Here is a 12,313-nt window from a genome sequence, read left to right on the forward strand (position 1 = left end):
TAATATTTTATTATGAGATGGTAGACGAAGTTCAATTTGAAAAAGAGCAAGACACTTTGAAGCTTATAACTACAGCGTAGAATTACTACCTGAGGATTATAAGCAAAAAGTAACATAGCCAATTTTTCAAATTGAACGAGCTTACACCATTCTTTCAGCATTTTTGTTCTTCTTATAATATACTTCCGAAACATATCTTTTCCCGCTGCTACCACGTTTTAACTGCACAATGATATCTACAACGGTTAAAATATACTTCTTTACTTCTTCAGGCGGCATACCGAGATCAGCTTGCATAACCATAAGCTTTAACTGCTCAATTGCCATAGCAGGACTATCAGCATGCAGTGTCGATATTGAACCGGGATGACCGGTATTAATAGCACGCAAAAAACTAAAAGCTTCTTTACCTCGAAGCTCACCAACTATAATTCTATCAGGTCTTAAACGCAAACAGGCTTCTATTAAATCTTGAGTAGTAACATTTGCTCGTCCCTGTCCTCCTTTGGAGGCAAGTAAATGTACTCTGTTAGGATGTCTTGATAGTACAACTTCACGAGCATCTTCTACAGTAATCAATCTTTCTATTACAGGTATTGCAGTAAGTGCCGCATTTGTAAAAGTAGTTTTACCGGTTGAAGTACCACCGCTAATTATAATATTTTTCTTTGAAATAACTGCATGTTTAATAAATTCTTTAATCTTTTTTTCAGCTAAGAAATTATTTAAAATTACTGTATCTTCATCGACTAAACTCTCTGTTGCAGTTTCATCAAATGCCCCCATTTTAGCGTACTCATCTAAAGTGAAATTCATACCGCTAGGCTTTCTGATAGCATAAATGATTTGTCCTATTTCACAAGCAGGAGGAAACACTATTTGAATACGGTAACCATTTGGTAAAGTTGCAGAAAGTAAAGGCTTTTCTTCTGAAATCATCTGTTCGGTAGATTGAGCAATTAAACGTCCTAATGAAAGTAGATGTTCGCTATCCAGTTCCGGTATTGGCTGAGAGTATATATCGCCTTTCCTTTCAACCCATACTTCTCCAGGCTTATTAACCATAATTTCATTAATACCGTCTTCAGCAAATAAATTTTTAAAAGGAAGTAAAAATGTCTCTAAGGCAGCAAATTCTAAATTCATTTCATTACCTTCGATTTTAATAAAATGGCTTTTGGGAATTTATAATCCTTATTAACGTATATTCTAACCGGCGTACCTTGATTAACCGTCGTTGTCGGTTTAAACTGCTGCTGAGTTATCATATTTTGTACAACATTTGTAACATCTGTAAAAGCTTTAGTAGAAGCTTGCTGTGCTTTCGTCGGAGTTGATACTATAGACGTAGTAGTAAGCAAACTTGAAGCTGCCTTATTAACTGCCTGTACTAACGTAGATAATCTCTGATCGGCAGTATTCGCTGACGAAGGATCTTGGGCTGTTGTACATGCTTGAGTCATAATAGTATAAGCGTTTGAAGTTTTATCGGTAATAGCAGCAAGTACGTTAGTACAAATTGTAACTATCCTCATATTTGGATCCATTGAGGTATTAGATGCAATAGTTTGAGCAGTATTTAATAATTGTGTAGCTGTAGCACTATTAGTTGCTGCAGCTTGCGAGTTTATAGGAGGCGGCACCAACTTATCAAGGACTTTAGCAAGACCTATATTAAAGCCAGATTGTAAAACTGCATTTACAAATTGTTCTTTATATTTATTATCGACTCTTCCTTGTATCCCAGGTCTACCTAAATTATCAACTGTAGGTGAATCAAATTCTATAGTATAACCATTGGTTAAATCTATTCTATCCCATATTATAGAAACTCTACCGTAACTATCTGATGAAGTTGAGGTTGCATATTTACCAAATATTTTTGATCCTTTCGGTATCAATATAACTTTACCTTTCTCAGAAAATACGTCTCTACTAATAATGGCTCTTATTTCACCGCCGAGATCACTATTTATTGCCGTCTCAAGCACTGCATCAATTAATTTACCGCGTCCGAGAACCAAAGACATATCACCGCGATCTTTAAATGTTGCTTCTGCCGTAATCTGTTCCGATGCTTTTTTAAGCTCTACACCACCAACCAACACTATAGCTGATTTTCTTTTTGCTTCACGACGTTTCTTTGCTTCATCAGTCTCAATTAGCGTTCCTGAGGTCGAAGGCAACGAAATCGGCGGCAAAGGAAGTGTTTTGTCTTTCTTCTCTTCTACAGGAGTAGTAGGAGGTAAAACTGGTGGCATCTTTACTACTGGAGGAGGCGGTGGAGGAGGAATGGGTGTCTCAAGCTTCGGCGGATCAGGTAACTTTGGAATCTCTGGAATATTATCCTCAACATCTGTAACAGGTTTTACAATACTACTCGACACCTGAGTCTTCGGTATCTCTTCTTTTATAGTACCGAAAAAAAGAGTATAAAAAATATATATAAAAATACCACAAATTACAACTACTATTGCAATACTCTTATTAAAGCTAACTGAAATTTTTGATAATTCTCTTTGTACTTCAGGCGAATCTGCTCCTGATAAAGAACCGGTATTAGTATTATTATTATTTTGCTCTTCAGCCATATCTAAATTATATTAGTTAAAGTGTTTTTTTATTATTTAAAAAATTGTCATACCTTGGCTTGCCTATATACTGTACAGACGTTTAAGATATCATTCTACATGAACAATCTTTCATAGAACAACTAGAGTGATCGTACTAAAACCTTACCATGTAGTTACTGTTTTTCTTAGGATAGTAAAATTTAATTACATATACTAAATCCCTTTCGTTACCCATCATAAGTTCTGTAGAAGCGATATCAAATTCATATGTTCTTTTATTAGTTATAATAGTCATATTTGTACGAATATCTTTTTCAAGCGGTTTTATAAATAATCTATTTGCCAGAGGAGTTATTTTCCATGCATAAGAATCCCCAAGAATTATATTTTTGATTTCTTCGTTTTTAGCAAATTCTATATGTGATTGAAAACCAAAATGCAACACTAACAAATAAACTTCATTTGGATTATATATATAAGTTTTTATCCTATTATCTTTAGTTATAGATAAATCATCTACATAATAATTATTACTACTATTACTATATGGATCCTCTTCTATAAGAGGACATTTAGCTTGAGATATAAAACTACTAAATAATCCAAACACTAAAAAACAAAATCTAACTATTGTCATCATCTACCCTATATCCGTTAACTTGGAATCCTACCGGATTTATATCAAGTTCTGAATCTGTTAATTGCATAGGTACATAAGCATAACTTACTACTGCTATTTTATTATAAACTAATTGGTTTCCTGATGTTTCATTTACGGAAAATCTAACTATATATTTATCTGCTGCGATTTTTGACCATGATTTTATTACTAAAAATGTAGTATTATCTTCTTTATATTTTAAAATAGGATCAAAATCTTTATTTCTTATATAGCTAAGATAATTATAATAAACACTGCTTGTTGACAATAATCTTATTGTTGTACGAGCTAAAGTAGTAAAATCAACCGGATTATATGTTTCTCGTGCCGTTATATATTTCTTGATAAAATACCTTGTAAGAGACTCATCTGCTGTTAATACCGGTGATGACATAGGTTCTACCACCGAGGCACGTCCGGTATTACTATTAAGCTGAATAACAAAAGGATCAAACTGTTTAGATTTTACTACAAATGCTATTACTAAAGTTGATATAACCATAAAAATGGTTAGTATTATTATTAATATGATAAGTAAGTTACGTTGAACAATTAACTTATCAGATCGCTCTTCATACCAATTCTGAGTAATTTTTAAAGGATTAGCCGATTTAATACTTTCTTGATTTTGTGTATCTCCAACACGTTGCGAGTTATTACTTGATTTAAAGAAACCAAATATATTATTCATATCAAAGGTATTTTATTAAATTGTTATTGTGTAAAACTATTGCGTTTATGCTATATTCACTGAATTAACTGGTCTTCTTATACAAGGATTTACGCTTAAACTCGATCGATCATCTATATCAGCAGAAACGCACGGACTTTTAATTTCATAAGGAGCTGAAGGGGTGCATGACAACAATTGAGCAAGCATAATTAATATTAATAAAAACTTTAATGATTTTAACATTCTAATTATACATTATTAAATTATCTTGTTACTGTTTTAAAATTACCTTACTATACAACACTTCACAAGCATTTTTTAAAAAAATTTATTTATAAATATAAAAAAATATTAAAAAGATTGTAAACTAGTGCGAATATAGCAAATTATTCTCAAATGATTTGGAGAATTGGAATGTAAAATGAGGAGCAAACACACACAGCTATACTTATTTTATAGTTAAGCATGTAAGTTCCACGAAGTTTTGTAGAACCGATTCTGCAAAACAGCATGAGTATACAATAATAACTATAATCAATAATTATTATTGTATAATTTATTTATTTTCATTTTAAAGTTAAATACAATTTGGTATTGTAACAATAATATAAACTTATTTTATATTTATATTATTAAATTAACAAATCATAATCATATTATAAATAATTATGATAGACTTAAAACAAAATAAAATTAGCTATTAATCAATAATAAATGTGAATAGCAAGTTACTTTTGTAATTTGTTATTACCTATTTAGTAATTATGGACCCATTAACCAACGCAATACAAGAATATATCAAATCTGGTGAATATTTTATTGATGCAAGACAATGGTATAATTTTAAGTATATCTTACCGTTAAGTCATAGAAGTCTTCTACTTTTAATATGCACGGTTTTTACCTTATTATTGATCTTAATTTGTATAAATATCAATATATTGCTACCAATAAACGAAAAAGTAAGTTATTTAATAAAAGATGATGCCGAGCAACAAGCTACCATTACTAATACTAAACATTCATCATTAGTAAACCCTTATATTGCCGTTGCAAATATTATGCTTCAGAATTATGTAAAACAACGAGAAGAATATAATTATGATACATTAAAAGAACAATTTATCTTTATCAAAAATACTTCTACGAGTATTGTTTATATGCAATTTGCTAATCTTATGAATATAGATAACCCATTATCACCGGTCATAAGATATCAAAAATTATATAAACGCTCAATTAATATATTATCAATTAACAATATAAATGATAATAAGGCAGTTGTTACTTTTGAATCATTGGCAAAGAACAGTACAGGTGAAATCTTAGAAAATATGCTGTGGGAATCAAGGATAGGGTTTATAATGGATGCTATAGGTATAAATATATCGCCAGATACAGCGTTTAATTTTACCATTACTAGTTATAAGCTAAAATTATTAAGGAATATAAATCAGAAATAATATGCAGCAACTAATAATATTTTGTACTTTTATACTACTTACATTAGATGTATTGGCTCTTACTGTATCACGACCTTTAGGTCGAGACCCACGTCTAAGAGTTATGACTTATAACCCTGATGATGTTTTTAAATTTACAGGATATTACGGCTATCAAGCCAGTATAGAACTAGCAAGAGATGAGGAAATAGTAAGTATTTCTATGGGAGATACTACTTCATGGCAAATAGTGCCTGCCGGTCATAGGATTTTCATCAAACCGATGGAACCGGATGCTACTACTAATATGACTTTAATTACTAATAAACGGACTTACTTCTTTGAACTATATGCTGCAGAAACACTCGATATGCGTGACCCTGAAATGGTCTTTAACGTAAAGTTTCTTTATCCGGATGACGAAAATGACAATATGAGCGGTCATATGCAAACATTTTCTGCTTCCTTTGCAAGTCCTGATCTTACTCATCCTGAAAAATATAACTTTAATTACTATATTAGCGGCAGCGAAGAAATAGCTCCTATTAAAATTTTTGATGACGGTGAGTTTACCTATCTTCAATTTAGGGATAAAAACGCTGAAATTTCCGGTATTTTTGCTGTAGATGATTCACTTCGAGAATCTTTAGTAAATTATCACCTTGCTCAAGATAATCCCAATATGGTAATTCTTGAACAGGTTTTTCCTAAGCTTGCTATACGTAAGGGTAAAAAAGTCACATGCGTATTTAATCAGTCTTTCAAAGCATACTAGTAATGTCGCATTTAATATATTTCTTTGCCTTGATTTTACTAACTAATGGCTTATTTATAATGCTTACAAGCCGTAATTATATTCATAAAATTATCGGGCTTGGGATCTTTCAAAGTTCGGTATTAGTATTTTATTTAAGTCTTGGAAAAATTAAAACAGGTGGTGCACCTATTTTACAAGAGGGTATTACTACTTACACTAGTCCTTTGCCTCATGTATTAATGTTAACTGCTATAGTAGTTGGTTTTGCTACTCTTAGCGTAGCTTTAAGTTTAATATATCAAATTTATAAACATTTTGGTACAATATCAGAAAGTACAATTAATCTTGATAAATGATTGTCTCAACTATGTCATTCTTGCGGTCGTTGATTTCATTCCTTCAAACAAAAGCAGGAATGGCATCGGTTCCATGCAACAATGCCTTACAGGAATAACATATAGTATAATATAAGTTTTGAATAAAGTTCCATGATCCTAGCTAACCATTTCCCTATCATACAAATATTACTTCCTTTATGCGGGGCTTTACTCTCAATAATATCTTTTCGCTTTACTACCTTTGCACGAGTAATTACTACAGTTTATATTTTATCTAGCCTTTTGGTCAGTATTTATGGATATAGCATTATACAAAATATGGAACTATCTTATACAATGGGAGAATGGAGTTCAAAAATAGGCATAGAATATCGACTAAATTCGTTAAACCAAGCTATTATTATTTATCTTAATCTTGTCTTATTATTCTTTTTAGTTTTTTGTCATAAGATTACTAATCAAACAATCTTAAAATACATTAACAACAATAGAAAATCTTTATTTTACGGTATATTATTATTTGCTCACACCGGCTATTTAGGAATGATTGCTACTCACGATTTCTTTAATCTATATGTATTTATAGAGATTTCGGCACTTAGTAGCTATATCTTAATAGCACAAGGAGCTAATCCAAAATCTTTAATTGGAGCTCTTGATTATTTAATCATGGGTAGTATCAGTGCAACTCTTATTATGATATCTATAGGATTTTTATTAAGCATTACGGGCAGCTTAAATATGTACGATGTTGCAGCTTATTTACAAGAACATCATAATTCTCGTATAACTACTATAGCTATCGGTTTTTTCTTAATAGGTGCTATTTTAAAAACAACTTTATTCCCTATGCATTTTTGGATGATGAGAGCTTATAATAACACGGCTTCAGTTATTTTAGTATATTTAGCAGGGATTTCTACTATAATAGGAATATATATAATATATAAATTTACTTATACTATTATAGGCTATGAGACAATTAAAACAGCTATTACAAATTTTATCAGACCTACCGCTTTAGCTACTCTTATTATAGCCCCGTATTTTGCTTACCAGGCAAAAAACTTCAAGAATATTATCATTTATTCATGTTTTACTCAAATAGGTTATGTATTCCTATTATATGTTACTGGGGGTAGTATAATACTTTTACCAAGTTTATTACTTGTAGATAGTATAAATAAAATAGCTCTTTTCTTGATAGATGCTTATAATGAAAGCTATAAAAGAAATCCTAACAAAGTTTTAATAATAATTGTTATTATTTGCAGCTGCGGCTTACCTATCAGCCCGTTATTTTTTATCAAAGTAAATATTCTTGAATTATTATTAACGCAAAATCTACTATTAGATTTTGTTATAATTGTACTCAGCTCTGTAGAATCATTATTTTACCATTATAAAATGGTGAAAGTTATTTTTTGGAAGAATTAATGAACCTTTGACATTCTGGTACAATAGATCATAATTAACTAGACAATAGACCAGTTAATTATATGTATAATTCTATTACCACATTCGATACTCAAACTCATTGTTCTAAATTATGAGATCGTGCTAGTAAAGGCAAAGAAATTCTAAAAAGTAGTGGCAAAATTGTTCAAATCAATACAGAATATAATATTGAAACTTCAAGAATAGCAGTAATCAGACTGCAAAAACTTGCTAAAGAAATTAATTTACAACCTTCTGCTTTTGAAGAGTGGTGATAGAAATGAAAGTAAAAATGTCATCTTTTGTTTTAGGTTCCTCAGTAACTCTTGCATGGTTTATGCCTTTGAAACAGCAAATTTAGAAATATTAGATAAAACTGTAGCAGGAAAAGTAATTTTCCCTACTATTTGGTGGCTTGTGATATGCAATGTTTTATTGTATGCTAAACGTGCAAGGACATCTTGCAACAAAACAACGGCATCAAGCAATTTATACTCTAAAAGATATATACATCAAAATTGATCAAATAACTTTAGAGCATGCTTGGTTTAAAACAATGGGCATACACAATACGAATTAACTCTTTATAACGCTAGCTATTTGGAATTAGCATTACATTATATGGAATACCTATAGCAACACTTGATAAATCCTTAAAGCGAGCAAGGCAATATTGTAGGAATTATCACGATTTAAACACCTGGTTAGCTTATCATGATCACACAATTTACTACTCCGAGTCTCTTAATCTTATCAACTTTGCTAGTTGGTGCATTAAATTTAACAAGTCCGTATGCAACTAGAAAAGATAGTCTGATACGTAATTTCTTACTTATTATTATCGCTATTTTTTTCTTCGTTAATATTTTAATTATTGATTGGTTATTTTTAAAAGGTATTAGAGCAGGATTTGAATTTAATATATTTGCTAATTATTCCATAGGTTTTCATCTTGAACCTTTAGGGCTTATATTCTTGAGCTTAATAGGCTTTTTATGGATTTGCGCTTTACTTTACACTCAAAAATATCTTGCTATTAATAATATAGAACACTCTTCTAGATTCTTATTTTTCTTTAACTTAACTATTCTGATCGGAGTTTTAATTGCTTTATCTAGCAATTTATTCACGATGTTTATTTGCTATGAGCTTTTAACTATTTCTACTGCTTTTTTGGTAGGACATACCAAAAATAATATAGTACTTAGCGGGTTATACCAATATCTAAAAATTCTGATGATTTCTGCCACAATATTATTTTTACCGGCAGTGATAATTATTTATGCTAAAACCGGTAACGGAGATTTTACAAGCAGTAGTCTAGTAGAAAATTATTTTTCTAAAAGGCAATCAATTATTTTATTATTAATGTTTATTTTTGGAATTGCCAAAAATGCAATTTTTCCAGTACATTTGTGGCTTCCTGCCGCTATGGTTGCACATTACCCCATTAGTAGTTTACTACATGCTGTAATTGTGGTTAAAACCGGATTATTTTGTATTTACAAAATCCTATTATATATATTCGGTTTATCATATTTACAAAGGGTATTTGCTGAGTTTAACTGGTTAATTTTTATACCGATAGTAAGCATATTTTACAGCTCAATCAAGGCACTAGGCACGAATAATATCAAAAAAATACTTGCCTATTCTACTATAAATCAACTAAGCTTAGCATTGCTTAGTGCTTTCATGTTAACACCTAAAGCGCTTGGGGCTGCAATCTTACATTTAGTTTCACATTCTTTTACAAAAATCTGCTTATTTTATAGTATGGGAAGTATTTATAGTTTAAAGAAAACTGATCAAGTACAGGATTTACATGGTACATTCAAAGAATTTCCTTTAATTTCTTTTATTATATCTATCTCTTCATTATCACTAATCGGTATACCTATCTTTAGCGGATTTATTAGCAAATTCTCAATATTACTTGCCGCAAGCGCACAGAATCAAATCATCGTTATGATTGTCGTAATAGCTAGTAGTATATTATCAAGCCTTTACCTTCTTAAAATATTAAGCTCTATTTATAAACCTTCTTTGATAGAATCCAGAGTAACAACTATACTTCCATATTCCATGCGAATCAGCATAATAATCTGTGCTTTAGCTATCACATTATTTTACTTTATTCAAATCTTAATAAGAAAATTTTTAGCTTATATTACATAAAACATATTTACATAATTTATGTATAATCATATAACATGTAAATATGGTAGTTATTTTTGAATATGGCACAAATTATTAGAGCAACAGAAGTTGTACGATCTTTTTCGGATATTATGAATAGAGTTTACTATAAAGGTGAGAGCTTTGACGTTCAAAAAGGTAATAATGTTGTAGCAAGAATTACGCCCACAGAAACCAAGCCTTCTATATACTAAAGTAAGGAACTTAGAGGAAGCCTTTAAAAATGGCTCCACCTTTGATCCTGAAGATGCTGATCAATTCTGAAAGATATTGAAGAAATAAGAAGCAAAACCAGAGTAGACATTAAAAAATTATATCAAAAATGGGATTAATAATTGATAACTCAATATTTATAGCTTTAGAACGAGGAAAAATCAATACTAAAGCTTGGTTAAATTATGATAAAGCTTTTATCAGTCCTATTACATTAATAGAATTGTTAATGGTAATTGATAGAGTAGATAACGACAATAGGCGTATAAAACATTTAGATTTTATAGAGTACGTAAAAAGCTTATTTATTATATTACCTTTTGGCATCAAAGAAGCATATACATACGCCCGCATTATTCATAATTTGTATGAAGCAAATATCGCTATTAGTACTCATAATTTACTAATTGCTACAACGGCCATTACAAATAATTGTAAAAAACTTTCAAAGGATTCACGGGCTAGAAGTGTTAACAGTTTGTTCTAAAGATTAAAATGTTTATTCAAAACACCATATTTGCATTGCCACTCGCTAATTTTGAACTTGCTTTTGACCTTACCCCTCAAAATCAATTAATAGCATTAGCATTCTTAATTGTTACCACTATCTTAAATCTTTATACAATTTCTCAAAATAGAAAATTTGAGACGCTAATAGGTAGTTTATACTGTTTATCATCTATTATATGTGTATTGGCAGCTGATTTTATTTCTATGATCATTGCGTTTGAATTCATGACGATTTTTGCCTGCATAATTATTTTTTGTTACCAATTAAAGATAAAACCGGTACGCCAATATTTTCTTACACATTTATTCAGTAGCGGGTTAATTTTAATTGGCATGACTCGTCTAATTCAAACAACAGGTAATACAACTTTTATCCCCTTAAATGAGTTAGTATACAATGCTGAATTACCTGCAATATTCATACTTGCAGGTTGTTTAATTAATGCCTCAGCGATTTTTGTAAACGGATGGGTTGTTAATTGCTATCCTATAGCTTCAAGTAGCGGTGTTGTATATTTAATTAGTTTTACTACTAAAGTTACTTTAATTATCATTTTAAAATTATTTAGTGGTCTTGAGATACTTAAGTTTTTTGGAATATCAATGATCATTTACGGGTTAGTATTTTCTCTAATTGAGAAAAACCTTAAACGATTGATATGTTATCTTACTGTATCACAGCTTGGTTTTATATTAACAGCTATTAGTATAAACTCACCTAGTATTGCTTATCTTATTACAAGTTTTATATTCATACATATATTATATAACGGACTATTTGCTTTATATTTCACTTATATAGAAGATGAGTACAATATTAAAAATTACCAAGATCTTAAAACTACCACCAATCCTATTTTACTAATTGGATTTATAATTAGTATATTAATATATACCTCTATACTACCTATTAGCTCTTCTTACATCAAAGATGAAATAGCTAATATTTTAAACGCAAATAATGTAATGCTATTTGCCAAGATAGTAACTTGTACCGTGTTATTTCGGTTGTTGTTGGAAAGTATAGGTGATTTATCATACCACGACTTAATCGCGATATCTAGAAAAAAAATAAACAATGATAATAAATATTTATGGATACTGCGATCAAGTCGTGGTATGATAAGTGTGGTCTACCTCTCTTTCTGCATCATAACTTTATGCGTATGTTTATTCTATCCTGTTCAAATACCACATACTGCTAACTTCAAGCTAGTCATTCCTGCAATCTCGCTATTATTAGCTTTAATATTTAGAAAAATACCACGTATTTCAACACAACACATCAATCTTGACTTATATCAATATATTGAAAAACTTATATATTTTAGTATCGCTAAATATAAAGAAACTGCAGACAATAACGAAGATACAGAAGAATATCTTAATTTTAAAGTTATTTGGGTTAACATTTTAAGTAAAATATTTGCTTGGCATAATCAACAAACTGCTATATTTATTGTATTATTTCTATTAATTAGTTTGATTTTAACATTGCAATATTAATTAC

General features: G+C 30.1%; 13 protein-coding genes and 1 pseudogene. 9 read left to right on the plus strand and 5 right to left on the minus strand.

What is annotated here, in order from left to right:
* Positions 1-141: 141 nt before the first annotated feature.
* From virB11 to A1E_RS03720, 5 genes are all read right to left on the minus strand, one after another.
* Positions 142-1,146, minus strand: coding sequence for a P-type DNA transfer ATPase VirB11 (gene virB11 / locus A1E_RS03700; protein ID WP_012148953.1), 1,005 nt, complete (start codon positions 1,144-1,146; stop codon positions 142-144).
* Complete coding sequence (locus A1E_RS03705; protein WP_012148954.1) at positions 1,143-2,591, minus strand: TraB/TrbI/VirB10 family type IV secretion system protein; 1,449 nt, start codon at positions 2,589-2,591, stop codon at positions 1,143-1,145. The genes virB11 and A1E_RS03705 overlap by 4 nt, the downstream gene beginning before the upstream one ends.
* A gap of 136 nt (positions 2,592-2,727) precedes the next feature.
* Positions 2,728-3,210 carry a TrbG/VirB9 family P-type conjugative transfer protein gene (locus A1E_RS03710; protein ID WP_012148955.1) on the minus strand — a complete coding sequence of 161 codons (483 nt, stop codon included), beginning with the start codon at positions 3,208-3,210 and terminating at the stop codon, positions 2,728-2,730.
* Entirely contained in the window at positions 3,197-3,925 is a 729-nt protein-coding gene (locus A1E_RS03715) for a VirB8 family type IV secretion system protein (RefSeq protein ID WP_012148956.1), read from the minus strand. The genes A1E_RS03710 and A1E_RS03715 overlap by 14 nt, the downstream gene beginning before the upstream one ends.
* 45 nt (positions 3,926-3,970) lie before the next feature.
* Positions 3,971-4,150, minus strand: a complete 180-nt coding sequence (locus A1E_RS03720; protein ID WP_041405251.1) for a DUF2706 domain-containing protein — start codon at positions 4,148-4,150, stop codon at positions 3,971-3,973.
* 521 nt (positions 4,151-4,671) lie between these two features.
* Here A1E_RS03720 and A1E_RS03725 point away from each other — a divergent pair.
* The 9 genes and pseudogenes from A1E_RS03725 to A1E_RS03765 all read left to right on the plus strand — a co-directional run bounded on the left by A1E_RS03725 (position 4,672) and on the right by A1E_RS03765 (position 12,309).
* The gene (locus tag A1E_RS03725; RefSeq protein ID WP_012148957.1) at positions 4,672-5,370 is read left to right on the plus strand and encodes a VirB8/TrbF family protein; all 699 of its coding nucleotides are present in this window, start codon (positions 4,672-4,674) and stop codon (positions 5,368-5,370) included.
* Between the two features lies 1 nt (position 5,371).
* Positions 5,372-6,124 (plus strand): P-type conjugative transfer protein VirB9, encoded by a 753-nt coding sequence (virB9, locus tag A1E_RS03730; RefSeq protein WP_012148958.1) that lies wholly within the window; start codon positions 5,372-5,374, stop codon positions 6,122-6,124.
* A gap of 2 nt (positions 6,125-6,126) precedes the next feature.
* Positions 6,127-6,462: a Na+/H+ antiporter subunit C gene (locus A1E_RS03735; RefSeq protein ID WP_012148959.1), complete on the plus strand. Its 336-nt coding sequence runs from the start codon at positions 6,127-6,129 to the stop codon at positions 6,460-6,462.
* Positions 6,463-6,594: 132 nt separating this feature from the next.
* Positions 6,595-7,881: a proton-conducting transporter transmembrane domain-containing protein gene (locus A1E_RS03740; protein WP_012148960.1), complete on the plus strand. Its 1,287-nt coding sequence runs from the start codon at positions 6,595-6,597 to the stop codon at positions 7,879-7,881.
* Positions 7,882-8,211: 330 nt separating this feature from the next.
* Positions 8,212-8,403 (plus strand): hypothetical protein, encoded by a 192-nt coding sequence (locus A1E_RS06930; RefSeq protein WP_012148961.1) that lies wholly within the window; start codon positions 8,212-8,214, stop codon positions 8,401-8,403.
* A 192-nt stretch (positions 8,404-8,595) separates the two neighbouring features.
* Positions 8,596-10,059 (plus strand): proton-conducting transporter transmembrane domain-containing protein, encoded by a 1,464-nt coding sequence (locus A1E_RS03750; RefSeq protein ID WP_012148962.1) that lies wholly within the window; start codon positions 8,596-8,598, stop codon positions 10,057-10,059.
* Between the two features lie 62 nt (positions 10,060-10,121).
* Positions 10,122-10,412: pseudogene (locus tag A1E_RS03755) on the plus strand (antitoxin).
* Positions 10,403-10,780, plus strand: a complete 378-nt coding sequence (locus A1E_RS03760) for a PIN domain-containing protein (RefSeq protein ID WP_012148964.1) — start codon at positions 10,403-10,405, stop codon at positions 10,778-10,780. Before A1E_RS03755 ends, A1E_RS03760 begins: the two are co-directional and overlap by 10 nt.
* Positions 10,781-10,788: 8 nt before the next feature.
* Positions 10,789-12,309, plus strand: a complete 1,521-nt coding sequence (locus A1E_RS03765; RefSeq protein ID WP_012148965.1) for a proton-conducting transporter transmembrane domain-containing protein — start codon at positions 10,789-10,791, stop codon at positions 12,307-12,309.
* Positions 12,310-12,313: the final 4 nt, after the last annotated feature.

It is taken from the genome of Rickettsia canadensis str. McKiel, assembly GCF_000014345.1.
GTDB lineage: Bacteria > Pseudomonadota > Alphaproteobacteria > Rickettsiales > Rickettsiaceae > Rickettsia > Rickettsia canadensis.

Coding starts and splice junctions, on each gene's coding strand:
- virB11 (WP_012148953.1), bottom strand. CDS start 1,146: ATGAATTTAGAATTTGCTGCCTTAGAGACATTTTTACTTCCTTTTAAA.
- A1E_RS03705 (WP_012148954.1), bottom strand. CDS start 2,591: ATGGCTGAAGAGCAAAATAATAATAATACTAATACCGGTTCTTTATCA.
- A1E_RS03710 (WP_012148955.1), bottom strand. CDS start 3,210: ATGACAATAGTTAGATTTTGTTTTTTAGTGTTTGGATTATTTAGTAGT.
- A1E_RS03715 (WP_012148956.1), bottom strand. CDS start 3,925: ATGAATAATATATTTGGTTTCTTTAAATCAAGTAATAACTCGCAACGT.
- A1E_RS03720 (WP_041405251.1), bottom strand. CDS start 4,150: ATGTTAAAATCATTAAAGTTTTTATTAATATTAATTATGCTTGCTCAA.
- A1E_RS03725 (WP_012148957.1), top strand. CDS start 4,672: ATGGACCCATTAACCAACGCAATACAAGAATATATCAAATCTGGTGAA.
- virB9 (WP_012148958.1), top strand. CDS start 5,372: ATGCAGCAACTAATAATATTTTGTACTTTTATACTACTTACATTAGAT.
- A1E_RS03735 (WP_012148959.1), top strand. CDS start 6,127: ATGTCGCATTTAATATATTTCTTTGCCTTGATTTTACTAACTAATGGC.
- A1E_RS03740 (WP_012148960.1), top strand. CDS start 6,595: ATGATCCTAGCTAACCATTTCCCTATCATACAAATATTACTTCCTTTA.
- A1E_RS06930 (WP_012148961.1), top strand. CDS start 8,212: ATGGTTTATGCCTTTGAAACAGCAAATTTAGAAATATTAGATAAAACT.
- A1E_RS03750 (WP_012148962.1), top strand. CDS start 8,596: ATGATCACACAATTTACTACTCCGAGTCTCTTAATCTTATCAACTTTG.
- A1E_RS03760 (WP_012148964.1), top strand. CDS start 10,403: ATGGGATTAATAATTGATAACTCAATATTTATAGCTTTAGAACGAGGA.
- A1E_RS03765 (WP_012148965.1), top strand. CDS start 10,789: ATGTTTATTCAAAACACCATATTTGCATTGCCACTCGCTAATTTTGAA.